Origin of the sequence: Sphingomonas sp. AOB5 (genome assembly GCF_029433115.1) — a bacterium.
GTDB lineage: Bacteria > Pseudomonadota > Alphaproteobacteria > Sphingomonadales > Sphingomonadaceae > Sphingomonas.
In genome coordinates, this window is sequence record NZ_JARNTV010000023.1 from 38,359 (window position 1) to 59,873 (window position 21,515).

The window sequence follows — 21,515 nt, forward strand, 5'->3', positions numbered from 1 at the left end:
CTTGCCCCGCCGGTTCCTCCCGGCTAAAGGCGGCGACCGCACAGGGGCGTAGCTCAGCTGGTTAGAGCGTCGGTCTCCAAAACCGAAGGCCCTCGGTTCGAATCCGAGCGCCCCTGCCATTTTCCTTCCCGCCATTTCCTTCGGGCGTCATCATCTCGACTTCGCATCATGCGAACGGCATAGACAGCCGCGTGATTTCTCACAGCCAGGGACCAGCATGACCGCCACTGTATCGCGTCCGTCGTTCATCCAGCGCATGTACAACTGGACGATGGAGAAATCGGCGCATCCGCATGCGGAGTTCTGGCTGGCCCTGGTCTCGTTCGTCGAGGCGAGCTTCTTCCCCATTCCGCCGCACCCGCTGCTGGGCCTGATGTGCCTGGCGAACCCGAAACGGGCGGTGCGCTATGCTATCATCTGCACCCTCGCCTCGGTCGCGGGCGGCGCGTTCGGCTACAGCATCGGTTACTTCCTGTACGAGAGCCTGGGCATGTGGCTGCTCGGGGTGCTGGGGCTGACCAAGGCCTTCCCGCCCGCCGCCTGCTATCTGCGCGAGTTCGGGGTGGAGATCATCCTGATCAAGGGCGCGACGCCGATCCCGTTCAAGCTGCTGACGATCACCGCCGGCTTCATCCACATGAACTTCGCGATGTTCATGCTGGCGAGCCTGGCCAGCCGCGCCTTCTCGTTCATGCTGGTCGGCATCCTGTTCCGGCTGTTCGGCGCGCCGATCAAGGCGTTCATCGACAAATATCTGGTGTGGGTCGCAGGCGCGTTTGCCGTTGCGGTGATCGCCGGATTCCTCGCGATCGGCGCGCTTTCGGGCGACGGCGTGAAGAAGGAAGCCGACAAGTGCAGCGGCGCCACGCTGGAAAGCATCGGGCTGGACCGGAAGTAAGCCGGGCGGCACGCCGCCCGGAGTTTTCCGCGGGCAAACGCGCGCTTGCGCCCGGCCCCTTCAATCGCTAGATGCGAAGCCCTTCCGACATCGGCAGGGTCTGCACCGGTTCCTTCTCAGGACCGGGCAGCGGACCCATGTCCGGCTGGCGGGCGAATTTTAACATGTGAGCAAAGCAGATGGCGAAGACCAGTCCCGTCGAATTCTTCCGTCAGGTGCAGGCCGAGACCAAGAAGGTCGCTTGGCCGACCCGCCGCGAGACGATCATGACCGGCGTCATGGTGATGATCATGACGACCCTGCTCGGCATCTTCTTCGTCGGCGTCGATACCTTCTTCGACGTCATCGTCCGCTTCCTGCTCAGCCTCGCCAAGTAAGGACCGCACACGCATGTCGCGCTGGTACATCATCCACGCCTATTCGGGTTTCGAGGGCAAGGTCCGCGATCAGATCCTCGCCGACGCCACGCGCATGGGCCTCGATCGTCTGGTCGAAGCCGTCGAGGTTCCGGTCGAGACGGTGACCGAAGTCCGCCGCGGCAAGAAGGTCCAGTCCGAGCGCAAATTCTTCCCGGGCTATGTGCTCGCGAAGCTCGAGATGAACGACGACGTCTATCACCTCGTGAAGAACACGCCGAAGGTCACCGGCTTCCTCGGCAGCATGGGCAAGCCCCAGGCGATCAGCGAAGCCGAAGCTGCGCGCATCCTGAACACCAAGGAAGAAGCCGCCGCAGCGCCGAAGCAGCGCGTCAGCGTCGACTACGACATCGGCGACACGGTCAAGGTCACCTCGGGCAACTTCGCGACCTTCTCGGGCGTGGTCGAGGAACTCGACTTCGACAAGAGCCGCGTGAAGGTCTCGATCTCGATCTTCGGCCGCGCAACGCCGCTGGAGCTGGGCTTCGAGGACGTCGAGCGGGTCAAGTAAGCCCGTCGCCGATCGCGAACATGAAAAAGGCCGGGGCGGAAACGCTCCGGCCTTTTTCGTTTTGCCGCACGCATGTTGCGGCGCGGAACTTCACACTAGCTTCACACTGGTCCGCATGTTTCGGCGGGAAATGGTCCCCGGAAAAGTTCCGCGGTTCAGGCAGGGATCGACACTGTCAAAGAGCGACTGCCCATCGATCCCAGCAGGGAAAATCCAACATCTCAAGCCGGCTGCCCGGCTTTCTCAGCCCAGGCAGGCGCACGGCACATAGCCGCGCAGGACCCGGTTCGAGACGCCGCCGGTCGAGGTCGCGTAGTTGCCGCCGCCCATATGCTTCTCGGTGAATTCGTGGATGTGCGAGGTGCAGAATTCGGGGCCGCGGGCGAGCACCAGCACCTTGGTGGTGCGCTCGATCGGGATGCCGGTGATCTCGTTTCGCGTCACTTCCCAGTCGTTGCCGATAGCAATCGCCTTGACCGGGACGGTGCCGTTTTCGTGCCAGACCTGACGCGAGACCGACATGGTCCGTGCCTCGATCGCGGCATTTCCGGCAGCCCCTCTGCCGGGCAGGCACAGCAGCGGATTTGAGGGGCGGATCACGCCCGCAGGCACTGTCAGGTTGAAGCTGCCGCGCGCGACTGGATCGCCAGCAAGCGCACGCCCGTCATTGGCCGGACCAAGCGGGAATACTTCCATCGTCACCGGCCATATCCCCGGCCCGAGCAGCCCGGCGCCGGTGGCACGCGCGACGAACTCGAGCATGACCTCCGATCCCGGCACCGGCGCGCGGAAATCGGGGTTGAGCAGCTGGCCGCGCCATGTCGTCCAGGTGCGATGATCGCTGCCCCCGCCCCATGGCGCGAAGCTGGTCTCGATCACCTTGCCCTGCACGCTGAACCGCGCCTTGTAGAGCACGCCATCGGCATAGACGCCGCCGGCCGCGAGGCCGTTGCGGTTCGCCAGATGATTGACCGCCGAACGCTCCATGAAGACGCGGAAGAACATCGGCTGGCCGAGCACGAAATCGCGGCTGAGCGCGCCCTCGGTGATAGCGCCCAGCGACAGATCGGTGCGGGTGAAGACGATCTGGCCCTGATGCGCGGCGTGGAGTGGCCCGGTGATACCCTGATCGCTGGTCGATGCCTGCGGCGCGGCGCGAGGTGCCGGCGAGGGCCGCGTGTTGCGTATCCCGCCAGCGCGTCCCTCCGGGGTGGGCTGTGCCTGCGCTTCGGTGGCACCGGCTGCCAGCAATGCGATCAGCGAGAGTGAGGCGAGGGAGAGGTTGCGCATGATGATCCTCCGGGGACGTAAGGCATGCGCGACAAGATCATTGGACGGCTCTGCCGGGCCATCCCCCCATCTGGCGGGGATGGCATGGGGCGATGTTTGTGGTGATCGGCAGGCTTGGCAGGAGCCTGGCCGCCCGTGATCAACTTCTATTCCTTTCATGGCGACCCCCAGCGCAAGACAGCGGCACTCATCGCTGTACGCGTCTGGTTACAGGAAAGCGGGGGCACTATCTCGATCATCCGCGCGCTTGCCGCTGGATCGGACGATCTGGCCGCGGCGCATCGTGCGAGCGGATTTCCGGCACCGCTGCTGCTGCTTTGCGAAACGCTGTGCCAGCGATTGCCGGAAGCCGAAGCGGTAGCGTTCGTAACCGGCGTGCTGGAAGATGCCGCCTGCGAAGCCGACTTGTCCGGCGTGGCCGACCAGTTCGTCGCCGATCTCGATCCGGCGCAGCCCGGTCAGCACCATGCGGACAGGTTGCGGGCGATCGTGCGAGCGGCCTGAACCGGGTCAGCCCACCGGGTAGACGCCCCTCCAGCAGATCGAAAAGAACAGCGACAGGAAAGGCTGGCGGTTCTCGTGCGGATCGCTGCCACCCGGGCACAGCCCGACCGTCGCCGGGGCCAGGGTCGAGGTGAACTCGATCGGCGGTCGCAGATAGGCCTTGGTCAGCGTGCCGTTGGGCAAGGCATAGGTGGTCAGCATGTCCGCTTCCTGCGGCGTGCTGTGGGCGATGCCGCCATTGGTGCGCGCGCGGGCGAACACGGTATGATCGTGCGCCGCGACCTGATCCGCGGTGAGCGTCACGGTGTTTGCGCCGAACGACTGGCCCAGCGGATAGGGGATCGCGCTTTCCTCGTTCACCCCCTGCCCGATCGGAATCGTGCCGTTGAAATTGGGCACGTTGAACACCCGCTTGCCGTCGCCGCCGAAGCGGAAGCCCAGCACGTTCGCGAGCGAGGGATACTGGCTGACCGGATAGCGCGAGCCATCGCAGGGCAACCAGCCGACCGGTGCGAAATTGGGGGCAAAGACCTGGATTTCACCGATAAATGGCATGCGAGCCTCCCTTATTTCGGCATCGAGCCAGACAGCGAGATGATGTAGCTGACGGCCAGGCTGGGCATCATGTTCTCGTGCGGCGTACCCGCCCCGGAGGCCGGGCCGACGGTACCCGCCGCCATCTGCATTGCCGCGCCCGGACCGCCGCCCGGCGTCCACATGGTCGAGCCGTCGTCGGGACCCGCCAGCATCGCCTGATCGGGAGAGACTTCGATGCCCGCGGCGGGCACGGCGAGGACGGCATGGACATGTTCCGGCATCTGATCGGGCGTCAGCGTGACGACGGCGTCACCCCCCACCTGCCCCACCGTGCGGTTGCTCAGGCCCTTGCCTTGCCCGCGATGCACGATGGTGTTCCCGCGCAGATCGGGCAGCGCGAAGGTCGAGGTGCCGTCGCCGCCATAGGTGGTGCCGATGAGCGAGAAGAGCGCCTGTGCCTGACTGATCGGCAGCACCGTGCCGTCGCACAGATTCCATCCCTCCGGCGCGGTCAGGCCGCCGAACATGCGGATTTCACCGACAAAGCTGCTGGACATTCTACGCCTCCTCGCTCTCGGTTTCGGTGCCGGTCGGCCGCGAGGGAAAGGGACCCTTCACGGCGATGTAATAGGTCATGACGGTGAACGGCTGCATGTTGGGATGCGCCTGTCCGATCCCGGTATCGTCCAGCGTTGCCAGCGCCAGCGTGACGGTGGTCTCGCTGGACGTCGCGTAGATCGCCGCGGTCTGCTGCGTGTCCGCCAGCATGCCGTTCCGTGGCGTCGGCGTGTCGGCCGGCGCCATGCTGACGTTCCAGTCATGGCTGTGCGGCGGCACCTGATTGGTGCTCAGGATGACCGTTTCCTGCCCCATCGGCACGCCCGGCATGAAGGTGCCCGAACCCAGCGGCACCCGCCCCCGGAGATCGGGCAAGCCGAAGGTGGTGAAACCGTCACCGCCATAGGTATTGCCGATCAGCGAATAGAGGCCCTGATTCTGTGTGATCTGCAGGAGCTGGCCGTCACATGGCATCCATGAAGACAGGGTGGCCGCAGCCGAATAGGGAAAGGCGCGAATCTCACCCAGATACCAGTCTGACATCAGCCCCTCCTCCCCCTGCAGATCACGCGCAAAGGGGAGGAGATCGAGCGCCGCAGGTCAATCGAGGCTCGCCCCGTTTTGGATAACGGCCCGGCAGTTGCCATTTGCGCGCAGTTTCGCTAATGGCCCGCCCTTCCAACGCATCAGCAATGGAATCGCGGGAGGGCGCCCTTCGGGTCGCCCGTCTGGACCGCTAAACTTGAACGGGGTTCTGCGTTCGCGCCGGATCCCATGACAGAGTGAGACACATGGCTAAAAAGATTACCGGCTATATCAAGCTGCAGGTGCCGGCCGGCGCCGCCAATCCGTCGCCCCCGATCGGCCCGGCTCTGGGTCAGCGCGGCGTGAACATCATGGAGTTCTGCAAGGCGTTCAACGCCGCGACGAACGACCTTGAGAAGAGCACCCCGATCCCCACGATCATCACCGTGTTCGCGGACAAGAGCTTCTCGTTCGAGACCAAGACGCCCCCGGCGACCTATCTCATCAAGAAGGCTGCCAACCTGAAGTCGGGCTCGAAGGAGCCGGGCAAGGTCTCGGCGGGCAAGATCGCCCGTTCGAAGCTGTCCGAAATCGCCGAGATCAAGATGAAGGATCTCAACGCGAACGACATCGAAGCCGCAACGCGCATTATCGAAGGCTCCGCTCGCGCGATGGGCCTCACCGTGGTGGAGGGTTAAGACCATGGCGAAGCTCACCAAGAAGCAGAAGACCTGGACCGTCGACGGCGAGAAGCTGCACGGCGTCGACGAAGCCATCGCGATCGTGAAGGCGAACGCCACCGCGAAGTTCGACGAGAGCGTCGAAGTCGCGCTGAACCTGGGCGTCGATCCGCGTCACGCAGACCAGATGGTCCGCGGCGTCGTGACCCTGCCCAAGGGCACCGGCAAGACCGTGCGTGTCGGCGTGTTCGCCAAGGGCGCGAAGGCTGACGAAGCGCGTGAAGCTGGCGCCGACGTCGTCGGTGCGGAAGACCTGCTCGAGATCGTCCAGGGCGGCAAGATCGAGTTCGATCGCTGCATCGCGACCCCGGACATGATGGGTCTGGTCGGCCGCCTCGGCAAGGTGCTGGGTCCCAAGGGCCTGATGCCGAACCCGAAGCTGGGCACCGTGACCATGAACGTCGCCGAAGCCGTCAAGGCCGCCAAGGGCGGTCAGGTCGAGTATCGCGTCGAGAAGGCCGGCATCATCCATTCGGGCATCGGCAAGGCGTCGTTCCCGGCGGAAGACCTGCGCGCGAACTTCGACGCGCTGGTCGATGCGGTGGTCAAGGCCAAGCCGGCAGGCGCCAAGGGCAAATATGTCCGCAAGGTCGCCCTGTCGTCGTCGATGGGCCCGGGCGTGAAGGTCGACGTGGCGGAAGTCGCGACGGCGTAAAGCTACCCCGCTCGAAAGAGACAGAAAGGGCCGCGGGAAACCGCGGCCCTTTTTGCTTGGCCACAGCATATGATCGATATACGGATCATATATGATTCGTATATCGAGGGACTATCCATGGGCATCGTGAAGATCGACGATCAGCTGCACGAGGAAGCGCGCCGGGCCAGCACGGTGATGTGCCGCTCAATCAATGCGCAGGCGGAGTTCTGGATGAAGATCGGCATGCTGGCCGAGGCCAATCCGGCGCTGTCGTTCAATGATATCGTCGCGGCACAGATCGCCGCGGCGCAGGTTCGTCTGCCGGACGGCGCGGACGCCTGACATGGTGAAGACCCCGGACGAACTGGCGCTGATGCGGATATCGGGCAAGCTGCTCGCATCCGTGTTCGAAATGCTCGACGGGCAGGATCTGGCCGGCATGTCGACCATGGCAGTCAACGATCGGGTCGATCGCTTCATCACCGTCGACCTCGCCTCGCGTCCGGCCAGCAAGGGACAATATGGCTTCAAGTACGTCCTGAACTGCTCGATCAACCATGTCGTCTGCCATGGCGTGCCCGATTCCGAAGAAGTGATCCGCGACGGCGACATCATCAATCTCGACATCACGCTGGAGAAGAACGGCTTCATCGCGGATTCGAGCAAGACCTATATGGTCGGCAACGTCGCGCCCGCGGCGAAGCGGCTGGTTCGGGTGGCGCAGGAAGCGATGTGGAAGGGCATCGGCCAGGTCCGGCCCGGCGCCTATCTGGGCGATATCGGCGCCGCGATCGAACGCCATGCCAAGAAGAACGGATACTCGGTCGTGCGCGAATATTGCGGGCACGGCATCGGCCGCGAAATGCATGAGGAACCGCAGATCCTGAATTTCGGGCGGCCGCGCACCGGCATGCGGTTGCACGAAGGCATGGTGTTCACCGTCGAGCCGATGATCAATCAGGGCACCCGCAAGGTCTCGACCGAGGACGATGGCTGGACGGTGGTGACCAACGACCGCAAGCTTTCCGCGCAGTTCGAGCATACCGTCGCGGTCACCGCGACCGGCGTGGACATCCTCACCCTGCGCCGCGACGAAACGCCGATGCTCGCGCGGATGAACTAGATCACGATCTCGTCGCCGGGCATGGAGCCTTCATTCTCGCGGACCGTGCACTTGCCGTCCGGGGCACGCTCGCGTTCGCGCAGGCGGCGGGTGCCGGCATCGATTTCTGCATCGATCGCATCGAGCTGCGCCGCGGTCACCGTCTTGCGGACGATATCGCCGCGATCGACATGATAGGCGACGATCAGCAGGTCGCCCGGCGTCCCGCGCAGCCGCAGCCAGTCGTGGCGCTCGAGGAAGATGGCCGACCAGAGCGGCAGCCATTGGCGGAACACCGTGTCGCCGATCCGTACCACCCCGGCCACCTTGGGATTGGTCAGCACATAGTGTTTTCCGTCGAACACGAAGTTCGCATAGCCCGGGCTTTCCTTCACATCCCTGCTCCCACTGGTCGGGATGAATGAAGCGAAGGCGCGCTGATTGGTGACGCCGCGATGATTGGGCGCTTCGTTCAGCGCGACATCGTAGCGCGAATAGAAATCGGTGCGGCCGTCATGGACGGTGAATTCGACATTGTCGCCAAGATCGATCGACCAGCGCACCATTGCCGATAGCCGCGTGTAGGTGACCGAGTTCGACTGCCAGGTCTCGCTGCATTCGAAATCGAAGCTCAGACTCCGCGCGTCCGCAGCGCGGCAGCTGCCGTTCGCGGCAAGCCGATCCAGCATCGGCTTGAACGATGCGTTCGCCGCGATCGCATCGCGGATTCCCTGCAGGTCGAATGCGCCGCTGCCGACCACGACTTCGTTGGCGGGACCCGCGCCGATCCGGGTAACTTCGAAGCGAAGCCGCTGCTCGCCGGCGAAGCGGCTGTCCAGCGCAGCCCAGTCGATCGTGCGGAGCGGCGGGAGCCCATGCGTATCGGCCGTCCATTCGCCCGACGATCCGATGAAGCGCCAGCGATAGCCGAGGCCACGCTGCTTCCCGAACTTGCGGTCGCTCAGGCCGAACTCGATCCGCGGCGGCCCCCGCCCGTCATCGACCCAGCGCAACGTGGCAACGCCGTCGCCCCAGCTGCCGCGCGATCCGATCTGGAAAGAGGCGAAGTCCCGCGCGCCGCCCGAACCGATATGCCGCTCGACGTCCAGCCGCGCGCCGTTGAGATAGGTGCTGATCCGGCAGATATTGTCCGGCGGCGGCTGCGCGCCGGCCAACAGCATCGCGGCATAGCCCAGAGTCCCGACCGGCATCGTGCCTCTCCCCTTGTGCCTCCCAGCCTATGCCTCGCCCGCGTGGACGGCAATCACCAGTTGGGGAAGCTGAACATCACCTGCGCCTCGAACCCCTCGATCGAATAGGCGGCCCCGCCACAGATCGGTGCGATCCGCGCCGCGGGGAACACGCCGGTGGCGGTGAGGCGCATGCCCCTGCCCTCCGGCGTCGCGGTGATGGTGACGCCGCCCAGCGTGACGCTGCCGCCTTCCTTGCCGCGGATCTCGGCCCGGTTGGACGGATCGCGGGAAACGCCGACGCCGCGATATTCGAATGACAGGGTGCCCGAATAGGCCGAGCGGATCACGATCTCTCGGATCGCCACGTTCGTACCGATCGCCGCGGTCTGCGACCGGGTTTTGGCGGCGGGCGTGGCCGGCGCGGTTTCGGTCCAGCGCACGGCGGGCGAGATCGGCATGTCGATCCGCGAATAGCTCAGCCCCATATTCTTCGAGCGCGGGCGCCAGGCATTGTCATAGGCGCCGTCGCCGTCGCGGTCCTCGAGACAGACCCAGCGATAATGGCCATCGCCGGTCGCCCCGCCGAACAGCCCGTTGCGCCAGCCGATCGCGCATTCCCGTTCGCCATCGGCGCCGCGCCAGAAGGTGATCCGCGATCCCGCAGTCAGCGGCACGGCATTGGCCAGCGATCCGCCGCGTTCGTCGGTGAGCGGGATATCGGCGGTGAGGTAACGGAGCTTCGGCGCGATGCTGAATTCCTGCCGCGCGACCGCCAGCCCGCGCGTCGCCAGCGTGCCGGGCTGCACCAGCACCGTCTCCCCGGCCACCGGCGGCATGCTGACCAGCAGATAGGTGGGTATGCGGGAGCCATAGGCCCCCAGGCGTGCGGAGTCGCAATCCTGAGCCATCGCCTGCGGCGCCATCAGCAGCATCGGCGCCAGTATCGCCGGAATTTCCCTGAGTCCCCTCATCGTCCCCTCCCTCGATTGATATACTGTATCATGCACCGCAGGCCGTGACCATCCCACCACTGAGCCTTACCGATTGCGCGACCGTCCCGCCTGTGTTCTGATACCGCTAACACAGAACGGGGAGAGGATCGGCATGCGTTTGGCGATATTGGCGGCGGCTGCATTGCTGCTTCCCCTCCCCGCACTCGCCCAGACCGCACAGGATGACGGGATCGTCGTTCAGGGCAGTCTGGAGAAGATGAGCGACTGGCGGGTTGCCGAGACCGATCACGTCATCGTCTATTCCAACGGCAGCGAAGCCGAGTTGAAGCGGATCTCGCACAATCTGGAGCGGCTGCATCTGCTGCTGTCGATCCTGCTGGGCACGCATGGCCGGCCCGATCCGACGCTGAAGCTGCGCGTCACGCTGATCGGCGACACCGCCGAGTTCGACGCTATGGACCTGCGCAACCTGCGTTCGCGTCAGGGTCCGTTCGCCCGCGCCTTCCCGATCCAGCGCTATTACGATCCGCGCGAGGATGGCGCGGTGATGGCGGGCAGCCGGATCGACCAGCGGATCACGCTGGATCGCGGCGTGAGCCTCGCGAACCTGGGCAGCCGCGAAGTCAATCTGGAGACGGGGCTGGTCGAATCCACCCTGTTCGGCAGTTCCAATCCCAACGGGATGGACGCGGCGATCAATCAGGTCACCGTGCCGCTATCGGCCGAGGGGCGCATCTATGGCGGCTTTGCCCAGCATTTCCTGCTGACCTATTTCCCGATGGCCTATCCGCGCTGGTACCTCGACGGGTTCGGCGAGATCTTTGCGACGATCAAGGTGCGCGAGGACGGCAAGATCGAATATGGCCGCGCGCCGGAAGGGCTGCGCAAGGTCACCGACTGGTTCCGCACCTATCCGGTGCGCGACGTGCTGAACGGCAATTATCTGAAGGCCGGATCGCGGACGCGCTGGACGCCCTATCATGCCTGGGTGCTGGCGCACTACCTGTTCTTCTCGGAAGAGCGGAAGGGCCAGTTGCAGGCCTATCTGGCCGCCTATTCGCGCGGCGAGGGGCTGGAAAAGGCGGCGCAGGCGTTCGGCGATCCGGGCAAGCTGGCAAGCGACGTCGCGCGATACGACAACAGCAAGGTGCCGTGGGAACGGCTGACCTATCCGCCCGAACTGGCCGCCGAGCCGATCATCCGCCAGCTGACCCGCGGGCAGGCGGCGTTCGTGAAGGGCCGGCTGGAGCTGGGGTCGCGGACCACCATTCCCGAAGGCCCCGCCGCTACGCCGGCCATCGCAGCGCGCGATCGCTGGCTGGTCAAGCTGAGGGGCGATGCCGGCCGCTATCCAACCAATCTCGACGCGCAACTGCTGCTCGCCGAGGCCGAGTGCCGCAGCGCCAATGCGGCGGAATGCCTTGCCGCGGCGGATCGCGCGCTGGCGGTCGACGGTAACAGCGCGGGGGCGCTCAATTGGAAGGGCGTCGCGCTGACGCAGCAGGCTTTGGCCGGGCCTTCGCCCGAGCGTGCGCAGCGGCTGCGCACCGCACGCGGGTTCATCGTCCGCGCCAACCGGATCGACAGCGAGGCCGCAGGACCGCTGCTCTCCTATTATCGCAGCTTCGCGGATGCGGGCGAAGCGCCGCCCGAAGTGGCGCTGGAAGGGCTGCTCAAGGTGGTCGATACCATCCCCGCCGCGCCGGGTCCGCGTATAATGCTGGGCGAGGCGTTCGCGCGGCAGGGCAATGGCGAAGCGGCGCGGCGCACGCTGCGATCGGTGGCCGAGAGCGGTTACGACTCGCCCGAAAAGGCGAAGGCCCAAACGCTGCTGGGATCGATGCCGGAGTGACGCCGTCAGCCTTGTGAACGGCGCCGGCATCGCGCGGAGCCGGTCGCGTAGACGAGGCCCGCGAGCAGCGCGCCCAGAAGGTAGATGGGCGTAACCGCGGAGTCGAAACGTGCTCCGGTCAGGGCTGCAGCGAAGCCCCGCGAATAGTCCGGCGGGACGAACGCGATCGTGGCGATCATCGCCAACACGCCAATCGCTGCACAGGCGGCCAGCCGCCCGGCCGGGGAGAGGCGTTCCACGGCCAGAAAACCCGCGAGCAGCAGACCGCCGATCATCAGCTTCACCACCGGGCCGACATCGTCCGCGACCTTCCAGCTTCCGGCCAGCAGCCGCTCAAGTGACCCGCCGGTCGCGGGGACGGCCGGTGACAGGCCGAGCCACGCGATCACCACGCTGGGCAGGAAGATCGCCACGACCCAGGCGGCGATCCACGCAGGCAGGAAACATCTGAACGTCGGCATCGGCCCCTCGCACTCGATCCGGTGATCCTGATCACGACTATGGACCGAAGCAAGCGCCGCTGTTCCGGGCTTTTGCAGGCCATGATCGTTGCAGGCTTGACGCGGCGCACCATTCGCCTCTAACGGCCCAGATAATGAGAATCAGTCGCATTATCGAAAAGGGCGGGAAATGAAGACCATCGTACGTTCGCAGCTTCTGGCAGGAATCGGCCTTGCCGCCATGAGCACTCTGGCGTTCGCCGCGCCTGCCATGGCACAGGATGCCGAAGCGGACGCAGCGAAGCAGAACCCGGTGATCACCGTCACCGCGACCCGCATCCCGACCACGACCCTCGACGCCCCGTCGACGGTTACCGTCATCACCGCCGAACAGATCGCCGACGACCTGTCGACCGACATCAAGGACCTGGTCCGCTTCGAGCCGGGCGTCAGCGTCCCCCGTCAGCCGGCGCGCTTCGGCGCTGCGCTGGGCACCACCGGCCGTGCGGGTAACGAAGGCTTCGTGATCCGCGGCATGGGCGGCAACCGCGTGCTGATCCAGGTCGATGGCGTGCGCGTTCCGGACGGCTTCACCTTCGGCGCCCAGTCGGCCGGCCGTGGCGACTATATCGATGTCGGCCTGGTCAAGTCGGTCGAGATTCTGCGCGGTCCCGCCTCGGCGCTGTACGGCAGCGACGGTCTGGCCGGTGCGGTCAGCTTCACCACGTCCGACCCTTCGGACTTCCTGCGCAACGGCGCCAGCGTCGGCGGCCTCGTCCGCGCGGCATACAGCTCGTCGGACAATGAGTTCGCCGAGACCGCGATCCTCGCCGCGCGCTCGGGCGATTTCTCGATCATGGGTGCCTATACCCGCCGCGATTACAACGAGCTGGAGAACCAGGGCACTGTCGGCGGCACCGGTTCGGCGCGCACCCTGCCCAACCCCGCCGACGGCCGTTCCAACGCCGGTTTCGGCCGGATCGTGTGGGAACCGGCCAGCGGTCACAAGATCCGCCTGACCGGCGAATATCTCGACACCTATCTCTTCACCGAAGTACTCAGCGGCCGCAGCGCGACCGTTGAGCTGCTCGAAGGCCGCGACACCGGCAAGCGCGCGCGCGTCGCCGCCGACTGGACCTGGCAGGGTGAAGGCGTGATCGATTACGCGCGCCTGAGCGCCTATTGGCAGGATGCCGAGGACGTCCAGTTCACCGACGAGGATCGCACGCCGGCAGTCGACCGCGAGCGCCTGAACACGTTCGAAAACCGCGTCTATGGCGCGGCCGGCGAAGTCCGCGGCGGCAACGACTTCGTCAAGTTCGCGGTGGGCGGCGACATCAGCTTCACCCGCCAGAGCGGCCTGCGCGACGGCGTGGTACCCCCGGCCGGCGAGACCTATCCGACCCGCGCCTTCCCCGAGACCGATTTCATGCTGGCGGGCCTGTTCGCCTCGGCCGAAGTCACGTTCGGCCCGGTGACGCTGTACCCGGCGGTGCGCTTCGACGCATACGACCTGAAGCCCGAGAACGACCCGCTGCTCCCGACCTTTGTCGGCGCGGCGCAGGACGGTTCGCGCGTCTCGCCGAAGATCGGCGCGGTAATCCGGCTGGGCGAGAATGTCCGCCTGTTCGGCAACTATGCCCAGGGCTTCAAGGCCCCGGCGCCGAGCCAGGTGAACAACTTCTTCGAGAATTTGCCGGTCGGCTACAAGAGCATCCCCAACCCGAACCTGCGCCCGGAAACGAGCAAGAGCTTCGAGGGCGGCCTGCGTTTCGCCAACCAGTATGCGTCGTTCACGGTCACCGGCTTCCACTCCGAGTATGACAATTTCATCGAGCAGGTGGAAACGACCGGCCTGCCCTTCCCCAGCCCGGCGACGCCGTGGATCTACCAGTGGGTCAATCTGAGCGGCGCCGAGGTTTCGGGCGTCGAGGCCGCGGCCGAAGTGCGCCCCACGACCGGCGTCACCGCACGCGTCAGCCTGTCCTACACCGATGGCAGCGGGATCACCGCAGCCGGCGTGAAGACCCCGCTCCAGTCGATCGATCCGCTGCGCGCGGTGATCGGCGTCGGCTATGACGATCCGGGCAAGCGCTTCGGCGGCCGCCTGATCGCCACTTATGGCGGACAGAAGGAAGTCAGCGAGACGCTGGGTTCGTCCTGCTATGCCACCGTCGCCGCCACCCCGACCTGCTTCACCGGCGGCGAATATGTGACGCTCGACATCACCGCCTATGTGCGCATTGTCCCCGATCTGACGCTGCGCGCCGGCCTGTTCAACCTGACCGACCAGAAATACTGGCAGTGGCAGGACATTCGCGGCCTTTCGACCACCTCGACGGTCAAGGACGCCTATTCGCAGCCGGGCCGCAATGGCAGCGTCTCGCTGAGCTATCGTTTCTGAGGACCCTGAAGATGAGCAAGCATTTCCTCTGGGCCGCGGCCCTCGCGATCGCGGCGATCCCGGTCACTGCGGTGCCCGCGATGGCGCAGGCTGCGCAGTCGTCCAGCTATCAGGCGGACCGTGCCGACATCCTCGGCATGGCGGGCAATTACAAGGTGCGCTTCGACATGCGGGAATCGACCCCGTGGCGGGCCGACTACACCCCGATCGAACCCAAGATTTCGGGCGGCCATGAAAGCGTCCGCGTGATCGAGGACAGCGGCCGCAAGATCTCGCTCCAGCACCTGCTCGTCGTCGACATGGGCGACGGCAAGCCGATGGTGATCAAGCATTGGCGGCAGGACTGGGAATATGAACCGGCGCGCATCCTGGTCTATTCGGGCCCGGACAGCTGGACCTGGCGCACGACCACCGAGGCCGAGCGCAAGGGCAAATGGTCGCAGACCGTGTATCAGGTGGACGACAGCCCGCGTTATGGCGGCCTGGGTGCGTGGACCACGGTGGCGGGTCTGCGCCGCTGGGAATCGGACGGCACCTGGCGTCCGCTGGCCCGCCGCGACGCGGTACGCGGACCGGTTTACGACCGCTATTATTCGGTCAACCGCCATCAGCTCTCGCCGGGTGGCTGGGTCCATTGGCAGGACAATATCAAGATGGGCGAATTCGACGACAGGCTGCAGCCGGTCGTCCAGGAATATGTCCTCAACACCTATGACAAGTTCGACGGCTATAATGTGAAGGCCGCCGACGATTATTGGGCCGCGACCAGGGGCTATTGGGCCGCGATCCGCGCCGAATGGGATCGCATCGCCAGCGCCAAGGGCGGCATCCGCATCACCGAGGCAGCCGAAGCCGGCACGGTGATCGCCAGCCGCCTGCTCGAGATCGCCGACGATATCCAGAAGGGCAAGACCAGCGAAGCCGAGGGCATCAAGACCGCCCGCGCGCTGATGGATCAGGCCACCCGCGCGGCGGGCCAGTAAGCACGAGAACCCTCCTACTTCCGCCACGCCGGACTCGTGCCGGCACTGCCCCGCTCTGTCATGGGAAGCGCGGCGGTCCCTGGTCCCTACCGGGGTGGCGGAGGACTTTTTCGGGAGATGCGAATTCGCGTCTCAACCGTCCGACATACGCGCGACATAGGCGACGGACCGTTCCTTCGAACAGGCACTATTAACGAGCGCATCGTTAAACGCCCTCGGTCTCGCGAACCGGTTCTTGACCATCACAATATATCGGGCCGCGCAGGCCACTTCAGCCGCTTCGGAACCTCTAGTCTGCTTGGTCGCATAGTTGTCGAGCGCGAGGATCGACGCCAGAACTGCGAGATCGCGCGAGTCCCTCACCTTGAACGACAAATATGGTGTCTTGGTCCCGAACGGATAGCGATTATTTAGGTAGATTCTATATCCGCCCGCGGCATCTTTCTCAACGGTGACAGCAAAGGTCATAAAGCCCTTACCCCAAAGCACCATTATAGAGTCATCATTTTCACTATCTACTTCGGTGTGTATCGCACGAATATTTACCAAATTCGACACTTGTGCCCGAATAGCCTTAATATCCTGCGATATTCCATCGACTTCTATCGTGTAGCCGATTCTGATCTCCGGCTTCTTCTCGACCGGGGGCGCCCAGCCCCCGCTCAACATCGTTGCGCCAATCAGATATGCGAAGGGTATGGAAGACAACATCGTCATTTATCCTCGCCCGATTTCGTCTCTTGCGATCGTTCTGCATCAGAACTGAAGCGCGTCATCGCACAATCGCAAGTTGGAATGCCCTGCAGTTCGCGCAGCTCGCCGTTCTGAAAATCCTGATAGCGGATCGCAAAAACATATTTGCAGGCCGCCGACGCCTCGCCGTCATCGGAAGGCGGAATAAAATCGGAGGTCGCGCCGATCTTCGGATCGAGAAAGGTCATCCCGACCACCTGCGCGGAACCCTTGCCGATTATCGCATCGCGAGGATCGATCCGCAAACGCCTCACTTCAGCGGATTCGCCAAGTCCCATGGCGGTTACGGTTCCGCCTTCAATCGTAACCATCCTGCGGCCACGGTTGGTAATCGTCAGAAACGCCTGGTTGCGATAGCAAGTGAATCCCACCGGGACCGGATCGGAACTGGCGAACAGATCCCATTCCGGCAGTTTCTCGATCAGGAACGTCATGGCCACTAGCATCGTGGCGATCATCGCGTTGAGCAGGGTAAAATACCCTACGGTCGATTTCGAGCGCATGAAGCGGCGCTGGAAAAGCTCACATTCCCTGCAGAAACGCGCCTTTTCCGGCATATCCGCCGCACAGTAGCGGCACTTTCGCGGCTGCAACGGCAAGACCGCATCGGGTGCGGTATCAGGCGGCTGCGCATCGGCTGGAACCCCCTCCGCCATCCTCTATTGTCCGGTCGCGGCGTTTGCCGGTCGCGCCGCCCTCTCGCTTACGACGAGCGTATAGGAACCAGTGTCACGCAACGGAGACACCAAAAGCCGCAACGTTCCATTTTCGCTGGCGGTCAGATCCAGCCCGGCATTGCGGCGCGCAGGTCCACAAGAAGCTGTCTCACCGGGAGCAAGGTCGTCCGCGCTTGCCAGCAATCGATCTCCGATTACCGTCGCGCCGATCACCTGGATCAAAGCATCAAGCGAATCCGTTCCACACAACTCCACCCGGAGCGACTGCCCGCGCCGGACCGGCAGCAGCCATTCCTGATACAGGCGACCCGGATCCTCGCCGAGGGATCCACTGGTCTGCGGGTCCGCAAAGGTGAATTCGCCGCGTTTGGTTTCGCCGCTCCGGATCGCCCGGGCGACCGGGACCACGGCGGTGAAGAGCTTGGCATCGAGCCGGTACGGCGCGCTGGCCCGCGTGTCGGAATGCCGGACGATCAGGATATAGTCCCCATCCTCCGGGATCAGAGCCATGGCGCGCGTCGTGGTAAGCGACCGCCGCTTGTTCGGCATGTCGAGGCGAAGGCCCGGATCGCTTGCGCGGTACAGTTCCATACTGGACAGGTTCGGCGAGTCCTCGCTGTCGCTGCCGACCGGCAGGGCAGCCATGTTCAGCACGATCCGCTGCCCCCTTGTCGCGTGAAAGGCATAGCGCTGGACCAGGCCCTGCCCGTCCTCCACTTCGTCGGCGCTCGAGAATTTCGATTCGATGGGCGCGTCAAAACCCAGCTTCACCGGTTCCGGGCGCGTGCGCGGAGCTTCTTCGGATGCCGTCAGGCGAAAATGGGAATGGCCCCGTTCCGGCTCGCCGAAACCGACCACCGTATCGGCCTCCACCACAAACGTGCCACCCGTTGCAGTCGTGAAGCGGACACGGGCATTGAACGTGTCGCCGAAATCGTCGTTCTCGGCGATGTTGAAACGCCGTCCGTCGCGGATTTCATAGACCCGGACGATCGGATCGAAGTCCTCGCTTTCGAGATCGATACGAACCGATGCATTGGGGGCGAGAGTCAGGTTGAACTGACGGGGCCTCCACCCGTTTCCGACGGCAGCCATATCGAGCGATCCCTCGCTCACCTTGCCGATCAAGAGTTCAGGGGAGCTTGCTTGCTGCGCAAGAGCTGAAGAACCGCACAAAAGAAAATACACGACACCGAACAGGGCCGGAACAAGCGTCTTGCATCTTCTGATCATCGTCCGTCCCCCCACAGGATATTATGACGATATGCCCACGATTTCTGCATGTCATTGCAAACATGAGCCGGATTCGATCAATCTTCGGGGATGTATATTGCAACCTACTGGAAGTACGGGATCTGTCGTGATCGATGCCTCGCCGCCGATCGCTGCCTGCGCTGTCGATGTTGACTTCCCCGCCAATCCGGCTATGTGCGCGCCTCCTCCTTTCGGGGAGGGAACCGTCCGAGACAGCAAGTGACCGGAATCTGCCGGTCTTGATTTCTTGCCTAGACGGGGACTGATATTTCACCGGCCCTCCCCTGCGGAGCGCCCGGGTCATGCCAGGGTATGCTCTGGCGATGACGATCATGCCCCTCGGACATTTGTGAACCGCGGCCCTTCCTTCGGGGAGTGTCGCATATTGAGGAGACCGGCATGGATCGTTCCCAAAAGGCCGAAGCCGTTGCCGCGCTGAACAGCACCTTCAAGGAAGTTGCAGTGGTGGTCGTCACCCGCAACCTCGGGATGACCGTCAAGCAGTCGACGGACCTCCGCAACAAGATGCGTGACGCCGGTGCGAGCTATAAGGTTTCGAAGAACAAGCTTGCCAAGATCGCGCTCGAGGGCACCGACTATGTAGGTATTTCCGACCTGCTGACCGGCACGACCGCGCTCGCCACCTCCACCGATCCCGTGGCTGCTGCCAAGGTCGCGGTGGAATTCGCCAAGACGAACGACAAGCTCGAAATCGTCGGCGGATCGATGGGGACCACCGTCCTCGACGTGGAAGGCATCAAGGCACTTGCGACCCTTCCGTCGCTCGACGAACTGCGTGGCAAGCTCGTGGGCCTGCTGGTTGCTCCGGCAACCAAGCTCGCGACCGTCACCCAGGCGCCGGCGGCCCAGATCGCGCGCGTGCTTTCCGCATATGCGGAGAAGCAGGCCGCATAAGGCTCGTTTCGAAATCGATTACCCTGAACCCATATATTTGATTGGAGTATTATCATGGCTGACCTGAACAAGCTCGTCGACGACCTCTCGGCTCTGACCGTCCTCGAAGCCGCTGAACTCTCGAAGCTTCTCGAAGAGAAGTGGGGCGTCTCGGCCGCTGCTGCGGTTGCGGTTGCCGGTCCGGCTGGCGGCGGCGCCGCTGCCCCGGCTGCTGAAGAGCAGACCGAGTTCGACGTGATCCTCGTCAACGACGGTGGCAAGAAGATCAACGTCATTAAGGAAGTCCGCGCGATCACCGGCCTGGGCCTGACCGAAGCGAAGACCCTGGTCGAAGAAGCTCCGAAGGCCGTCAAGGAAGGCGTCAACAAGGACGACGCCGCCAAGATCAAGGCTCAGCTGGAAGCAGCCGGCGCGACCGTCGAGGTCAAGTAAGCCCAGGCGCCTGCGGGCGCACGGATTTATCCCGGCATGGCCGGGGCCCGGAGAGCTGCCTTTCGGCAGATCGACAAGTGGAAAGGCGGTCCGGAAACGGGCCGCCTTTTCCTTGTCCGGGTCTCTGGTATCCCCTTCATTCCGGTGCTAATTCCCGTCGCGAGTGGGGGGATCTGCCTGGAGTCGGCAGCGTCTGGCATCCCGCGACAGTATATTGCGTACAGCCCTGAGGAGAGAGACATGAAGCACCTTCGTTTGCTTTGCGCGACCGCGATCGCGGCAACCAGCATCGGTATCGCCACCCCCGCCGCGGCTCAGGCCACGCGCACCTGGATTTCGGGCGTCGGTGACGACGTCAACCCGTGCAGCCGCACCGCACCCTGCAAGACCTTTGCCGGCGCGATCTCGAAGACCGCCACCGGCGGCGAGATCAACTGCCTCGATCCGGGCGGCTTTGGCTCGGTGACCATCACCAAGGCGATCACGCTCGATTGCGGCGGCGGCGAAGGCGGCTGGCCGGGCAGCATCCTCAATTCCAGCGTTCCCGGCATCAACGTCAACACGACGAGCGATCCCAACGCCAAGGTCATCATCCGCAACCTGTCGATCAACGGCGGCCCAAACCTGGGCACCTATGGCATCCGCGTCATTGTCGCCGGATCGGTGACGATCGAGAATGTGACGATCGAGAATCAGGGCCTCGGTGGCACGGGCGCCGCGGTCTCGTGGGAATCGAGCACCGCGAACAGCGAGCTGAACATCACCAAGTCGTACATCTATAACAACACCGTCGGCGGCGTGATCGTGAAGTCGAACGGCGGCGTTGCGACCAGCGCCGTGCTGACCAACGTCACCATCAGCAACAACCTGTTCGGCGTGCGTGCTGCCGACGGCAGCGCCGTTACCGTCACCGGCGGCGCGATCTCGCACAACACCCAGTTCGGCGTTCAGGCGTTCGCTTCTACCGGTGCGACCCTCAGTGTCGAAGGCACCACGATCGCCAGCAACGGCAAGGGCGTCTCGACCAGCGGCGCTGCCGCCACGGTCCGCCTTTCGAATACCGGCATCTACAACAACACGACCGGCATCGACACGAGCTTCGGTGGCTCGGTGATCTCGTTCGGCAACAACCGCATTGCCGGCAACACCACGCCGGGCGCGCCGACCAGCACGACCCCGCAGCAGTAAGCGCTTCGGCAAGATGACGAAGGGGCGGTCCGACAACGGGCCGCCCTTTCTCTTTGTGGGTTAGCGCCGTCCAGCTGAAAAAAAACTCTAGGCGGCGGCCGCGCGCTTCGCGAGATAGCGGCTTGCCGCCAGCGGCCCGGACACCTGCCCGCCGCGATCGAGCCAGATGGGGCCGAGCTTGCCGCCCTGCCCTTCGGTCCCGATCATGAAGTCGGCACCCTGCTGACGGATGCTGAGGCCGCCATTCCAGCGCAGATCGACCAGCACCACCGGCACGAACATCGGCCGCCCCCCGACATCGACGACATGGAAGCGATCGCGCGGCAGGCTGAGCTTGCCCGACAGGCGTCCACCCTTGCCCGCGGGCAGATCGAACGGGCCCTGCGCCATGCCGACCGGAGGCACGGCGTGGAAGCCGGCGATCTGGCGATCCTGATCGGGGCTGGCGCTCATCATCGCAACGATCAGGCGAACCCCGTCGGCAGGCTGTGCCGCGGTGAGGACCAGCTCGAAATCGAGCAGCGCGCCTTCGCCGACCAGTTCCATCTTCACCGGGATGAACTCGACCGCGATCGGCTCCGCCGGTGACGCGACACGCGAGGGTGCCATGCGTGGCGCAACAGCGGGCGGCGGAACCGGTGCGGGCGGAGGCGGCGCGGGTGCAGGTGATGGCGGCGCTTCCGCGACCGGCTCCTCGATTGCGTCGGGTTGCTCGAGCAAGCGCGAACGCCGCCCGATCAGCCAGCCCGCCAC

25 protein-coding genes and 1 tRNA gene are annotated in these 21,515 nt (G+C 64.5%); 15 read left to right on the forward strand and 11 right to left on the reverse strand.

Annotated elements, in window-relative coordinates; genetic code table 11:
• Window positions 1-42: 42 nt before the first annotated feature.
• The 4 genes from P1X14_RS11785 to nusG all read left to right on the forward strand — a co-directional run bounded on the left by P1X14_RS11785 (window position 43) and on the right by nusG (window position 1,825).
• Window positions 43-119 (forward strand) — tRNA-Trp (locus P1X14_RS11785).
• Between the two features lie 98 nt (window positions 120-217).
• The gene (locus tag P1X14_RS11790; protein WP_277315564.1) at window positions 218-898 is read left to right on the forward strand and encodes a YqaA family protein; all 681 of its coding nucleotides are present in this window, start codon (window positions 218-220) and stop codon (window positions 896-898) included.
• A gap of 179 nt (window positions 899-1,077) precedes the next feature.
• Window positions 1,078-1,275, forward strand: coding sequence for a preprotein translocase subunit SecE (gene secE, locus P1X14_RS11795; RefSeq protein ID WP_277315565.1), 198 nt, complete (start codon window positions 1,078-1,080; stop codon window positions 1,273-1,275).
• 13 nt (window positions 1,276-1,288) lie between these two features.
• On the forward strand, window positions 1,289-1,825 hold the full coding sequence (gene nusG, locus P1X14_RS11800) for a transcription termination/antitermination protein NusG (RefSeq protein ID WP_277315566.1): 537 nt from the start codon (window positions 1,289-1,291) through the stop codon (window positions 1,823-1,825).
• A gap of 243 nt (window positions 1,826-2,068) precedes the next feature.
• On the opposite strand, the gene P1X14_RS11805 is transcribed toward nusG, so the two are convergent.
• Window positions 2,069-3,115 (reverse strand): hypothetical protein, encoded by a 1,047-nt coding sequence (locus P1X14_RS11805; RefSeq protein WP_277315567.1) that lies wholly within the window; start codon window positions 3,113-3,115, stop codon window positions 2,069-2,071.
• Window positions 3,116-3,250: 135 nt separating this feature from the next.
• Between P1X14_RS11805 and P1X14_RS11810 the strand changes: the two genes are divergently transcribed.
• Complete coding sequence (locus tag P1X14_RS11810) at window positions 3,251-3,619, forward strand: hypothetical protein (RefSeq protein ID WP_277315568.1); 369 nt, start codon at window positions 3,251-3,253, stop codon at window positions 3,617-3,619.
• Between the two features lie 6 nt (window positions 3,620-3,625).
• Here P1X14_RS11810 and P1X14_RS11815 read toward each other — a convergent pair whose 3' ends face one another.
• The 3 genes from P1X14_RS11815 to P1X14_RS11825 are packed head-to-tail and all read right to left on the reverse strand — an operon-like array spanning window position 3,626 to window position 5,257.
• Complete coding sequence (locus P1X14_RS11815) at window positions 3,626-4,174, reverse strand: tail fiber protein (RefSeq protein ID WP_277315569.1); 549 nt, start codon at window positions 4,172-4,174, stop codon at window positions 3,626-3,628.
• An 11-nt stretch (window positions 4,175-4,185) separates the two neighbouring features.
• The gene (locus tag P1X14_RS11820) at window positions 4,186-4,713 is read right to left on the reverse strand and encodes a tail fiber protein (protein WP_277315570.1); all 528 of its coding nucleotides are present in this window, start codon (window positions 4,711-4,713) and stop codon (window positions 4,186-4,188) included.
• 1 nt (window position 4,714) lies between these two features.
• Window positions 4,715-5,257: a tail fiber protein gene (locus P1X14_RS11825; protein WP_277315571.1), complete on the reverse strand. Its 543-nt coding sequence runs from the start codon at window positions 5,255-5,257 to the stop codon at window positions 4,715-4,717.
• A gap of 248 nt (window positions 5,258-5,505) precedes the next feature.
• On the opposite strand from P1X14_RS11825, the gene rplK reads away from it, so the two are divergent.
• The 4 genes from rplK to map all read left to right on the forward strand — a co-directional run bounded on the left by rplK (window position 5,506) and on the right by map (window position 7,739).
• Entirely contained in the window at window positions 5,506-5,937 is a 432-nt protein-coding gene (gene rplK / locus P1X14_RS11830) for a 50S ribosomal protein L11 (RefSeq protein ID WP_277315572.1), read from the forward strand.
• A 4-nt stretch (window positions 5,938-5,941) separates the two neighbouring features.
• Window positions 5,942-6,634, forward strand: a complete 693-nt coding sequence (gene rplA, locus P1X14_RS11835; RefSeq protein WP_277315573.1) for a 50S ribosomal protein L1 — start codon at window positions 5,942-5,944, stop codon at window positions 6,632-6,634.
• Between the two features lie 117 nt (window positions 6,635-6,751).
• A complete protein-coding gene (locus P1X14_RS11840; RefSeq protein WP_277315574.1) occupies window positions 6,752-6,958 on the forward strand; it encodes a ParD-like family protein in 207 nt (68 codons plus the stop codon).
• A gap of 1 nt (window position 6,959) precedes the next feature.
• Window positions 6,960-7,739: a type I methionyl aminopeptidase gene (gene map / locus P1X14_RS11845; RefSeq protein WP_277315575.1), complete on the forward strand. Its 780-nt coding sequence runs from the start codon at window positions 6,960-6,962 to the stop codon at window positions 7,737-7,739.
• Here map and P1X14_RS11850 read toward each other — a convergent pair.
• Together P1X14_RS11850 and P1X14_RS11855 are read right to left on the reverse strand one after the other, a co-directional pair.
• Window positions 7,736-8,929, reverse strand: a complete 1,194-nt coding sequence (locus tag P1X14_RS11850) for a hypothetical protein (protein ID WP_277315576.1) — start codon at window positions 8,927-8,929, stop codon at window positions 7,736-7,738. The genes map and P1X14_RS11850 overlap by 4 nt on opposite strands.
• A gap of 53 nt (window positions 8,930-8,982) precedes the next feature.
• Complete coding sequence (locus P1X14_RS11855; protein WP_277315577.1) at window positions 8,983-9,882, reverse strand: hypothetical protein; 900 nt, start codon at window positions 9,880-9,882, stop codon at window positions 8,983-8,985.
• A gap of 133 nt (window positions 9,883-10,015) precedes the next feature.
• On the opposite strand from P1X14_RS11855, the gene P1X14_RS11860 reads away from it, so the two are divergent.
• The gene (locus P1X14_RS11860; protein ID WP_277315578.1) at window positions 10,016-11,716 is read left to right on the forward strand and encodes a hypothetical protein; all 1,701 of its coding nucleotides are present in this window, start codon (window positions 10,016-10,018) and stop codon (window positions 11,714-11,716) included.
• Window positions 11,717-11,721: 5 nt separating this feature from the next.
• Here the strand turns inward: P1X14_RS11860 and P1X14_RS11865 are convergent, their stop codons facing one another.
• Window positions 11,722-12,177, reverse strand: coding sequence for a hypothetical protein (locus tag P1X14_RS11865; protein WP_277315579.1), 456 nt, complete (start codon window positions 12,175-12,177; stop codon window positions 11,722-11,724).
• A 169-nt stretch (window positions 12,178-12,346) separates the two neighbouring features.
• On the opposite strand from P1X14_RS11865, the gene P1X14_RS11870 reads away from it, so the two are divergent.
• Window positions 12,347-14,560, forward strand: coding sequence for a TonB-dependent hemoglobin/transferrin/lactoferrin family receptor (locus P1X14_RS11870; RefSeq protein ID WP_277315580.1), 2,214 nt, complete (start codon window positions 12,347-12,349; stop codon window positions 14,558-14,560).
• Window positions 14,561-14,571: 11 nt separating this feature from the next.
• The gene (locus P1X14_RS11875) at window positions 14,572-15,543 is read left to right on the forward strand and encodes a DUF6607 family protein (protein ID WP_277315581.1); all 972 of its coding nucleotides are present in this window, start codon (window positions 14,572-14,574) and stop codon (window positions 15,541-15,543) included.
• Between the two features lie 132 nt (window positions 15,544-15,675).
• Here the strand turns inward: P1X14_RS11875 and P1X14_RS11880 are convergent, their stop codons facing one another.
• Genes P1X14_RS11880 through P1X14_RS11890 form a run of 3 tightly spaced genes read right to left on the reverse strand, consistent with a single transcriptional unit; the run spans window position 15,676 to window position 18,206 of the window.
• Complete coding sequence (locus P1X14_RS11880) at window positions 15,676-16,260, reverse strand: hypothetical protein (RefSeq protein ID WP_277315582.1); 585 nt, start codon at window positions 16,258-16,260, stop codon at window positions 15,676-15,678.
• The gene (locus P1X14_RS11885; RefSeq protein WP_277315583.1) at window positions 16,257-16,952 is read right to left on the reverse strand and encodes a hypothetical protein; all 696 of its coding nucleotides are present in this window, start codon (window positions 16,950-16,952) and stop codon (window positions 16,257-16,259) included. The genes P1X14_RS11880 and P1X14_RS11885 overlap by 4 nt, the downstream gene beginning before the upstream one ends.
• A 3-nt stretch (window positions 16,953-16,955) precedes the next feature.
• Window positions 16,956-18,206, reverse strand: a complete 1,251-nt coding sequence (locus tag P1X14_RS11890; protein WP_277315584.1) for a hypothetical protein — start codon at window positions 18,204-18,206, stop codon at window positions 16,956-16,958.
• Between the two features lie 420 nt (window positions 18,207-18,626).
• Here P1X14_RS11890 and rplJ point away from each other — a divergent pair, with 420 nt between their 5' ends.
• The 3 genes from rplJ (at window position 18,627) to P1X14_RS11905 (ending at window position 20,762) form a co-directional block, all read left to right on the forward strand.
• A complete protein-coding gene (gene rplJ, locus P1X14_RS11895; RefSeq protein WP_277315585.1) occupies window positions 18,627-19,142 on the forward strand; it encodes a 50S ribosomal protein L10 in 516 nt (171 codons plus the stop codon).
• Between the two features lie 54 nt (window positions 19,143-19,196).
• Window positions 19,197-19,574, forward strand: a complete 378-nt coding sequence (gene rplL / locus P1X14_RS11900; protein WP_277315586.1) for a 50S ribosomal protein L7/L12 — start codon at window positions 19,197-19,199, stop codon at window positions 19,572-19,574.
• Window positions 19,575-19,814: 240 nt separating this feature from the next.
• Window positions 19,815-20,762, forward strand: coding sequence for a right-handed parallel beta-helix repeat-containing protein (locus P1X14_RS11905; protein WP_277315587.1), 948 nt, complete (start codon window positions 19,815-19,817; stop codon window positions 20,760-20,762).
• 87 nt (window positions 20,763-20,849) lie between these two features.
• Here the strand turns inward: P1X14_RS11905 and P1X14_RS11910 are convergent, their stop codons facing one another.
• Window positions 20,850-21,371: a hypothetical protein gene (locus P1X14_RS11910; RefSeq protein WP_277315588.1), complete on the reverse strand. Its 522-nt coding sequence runs from the start codon at window positions 21,369-21,371 to the stop codon at window positions 20,850-20,852.
• Between the last annotated feature and the right edge of the window lie 144 nt (window positions 21,372-21,515).

Coding starts and splice junctions, on each gene's coding strand:
- P1X14_RS11790 (WP_277315564.1), top strand. CDS start 218: ATGACCGCCACTGTATCGCGTCCGTCGTTCATCCAGCGCATGTACAAC.
- secE (WP_277315565.1), top strand. CDS start 1,078: ATGGCGAAGACCAGTCCCGTCGAATTCTTCCGTCAGGTGCAGGCCGAG.
- nusG (WP_277315566.1), top strand. CDS start 1,289: ATGTCGCGCTGGTACATCATCCACGCCTATTCGGGTTTCGAGGGCAAG.
- P1X14_RS11805 (WP_277315567.1), bottom strand. CDS start 3,115: ATGCGCAACCTCTCCCTCGCCTCACTCTCGCTGATCGCATTGCTGGCA.
- P1X14_RS11815 (WP_277315569.1), bottom strand. CDS start 4,174: ATGCCATTTATCGGTGAAATCCAGGTCTTTGCCCCCAATTTCGCACCG.
- P1X14_RS11820 (WP_277315570.1), bottom strand. CDS start 4,713: ATGTCCAGCAGCTTTGTCGGTGAAATCCGCATGTTCGGCGGCCTGACC.
- P1X14_RS11825 (WP_277315571.1), bottom strand. CDS start 5,257: ATGTCAGACTGGTATCTGGGTGAGATTCGCGCCTTTCCCTATTCGGCT.
- rplK (WP_277315572.1), top strand. CDS start 5,506: ATGGCTAAAAAGATTACCGGCTATATCAAGCTGCAGGTGCCGGCCGGC.
- rplA (WP_277315573.1), top strand. CDS start 5,942: ATGGCGAAGCTCACCAAGAAGCAGAAGACCTGGACCGTCGACGGCGAG.
- P1X14_RS11840 (WP_277315574.1), top strand. CDS start 6,752: ATGGGCATCGTGAAGATCGACGATCAGCTGCACGAGGAAGCGCGCCGG.
- map (WP_277315575.1), top strand. CDS start 6,960: ATGGTGAAGACCCCGGACGAACTGGCGCTGATGCGGATATCGGGCAAG.
- P1X14_RS11850 (WP_277315576.1), bottom strand. CDS start 8,929: ATGCCGGTCGGGACTCTGGGCTATGCCGCGATGCTGTTGGCCGGCGCG.
- P1X14_RS11855 (WP_277315577.1), bottom strand. CDS start 9,882: ATGAGGGGACTCAGGGAAATTCCGGCGATACTGGCGCCGATGCTGCTG.
- P1X14_RS11860 (WP_277315578.1), top strand. CDS start 10,016: ATGCGTTTGGCGATATTGGCGGCGGCTGCATTGCTGCTTCCCCTCCCC.
- P1X14_RS11865 (WP_277315579.1), bottom strand. CDS start 12,177: ATGCCGACGTTCAGATGTTTCCTGCCTGCGTGGATCGCCGCCTGGGTC.
- P1X14_RS11870 (WP_277315580.1), top strand. CDS start 12,347: ATGAAGACCATCGTACGTTCGCAGCTTCTGGCAGGAATCGGCCTTGCC.
- P1X14_RS11875 (WP_277315581.1), top strand. CDS start 14,572: ATGAGCAAGCATTTCCTCTGGGCCGCGGCCCTCGCGATCGCGGCGATC.
- P1X14_RS11880 (WP_277315582.1), bottom strand. CDS start 16,260: ATGACGATGTTGTCTTCCATACCCTTCGCATATCTGATTGGCGCAACG.
- P1X14_RS11885 (WP_277315583.1), bottom strand. CDS start 16,952: ATGGCGGAGGGGGTTCCAGCCGATGCGCAGCCGCCTGATACCGCACCC.
- P1X14_RS11890 (WP_277315584.1), bottom strand. CDS start 18,206: ATGATCAGAAGATGCAAGACGCTTGTTCCGGCCCTGTTCGGTGTCGTG.
- rplJ (WP_277315585.1), top strand. CDS start 18,627: ATGGATCGTTCCCAAAAGGCCGAAGCCGTTGCCGCGCTGAACAGCACC.
- rplL (WP_277315586.1), top strand. CDS start 19,197: ATGGCTGACCTGAACAAGCTCGTCGACGACCTCTCGGCTCTGACCGTC.
- P1X14_RS11905 (WP_277315587.1), top strand. CDS start 19,815: ATGAAGCACCTTCGTTTGCTTTGCGCGACCGCGATCGCGGCAACCAGC.
- P1X14_RS11910 (WP_277315588.1), bottom strand. CDS start 21,371: ATGGCACCCTCGCGTGTCGCGTCACCGGCGGAGCCGATCGCGGTCGAG.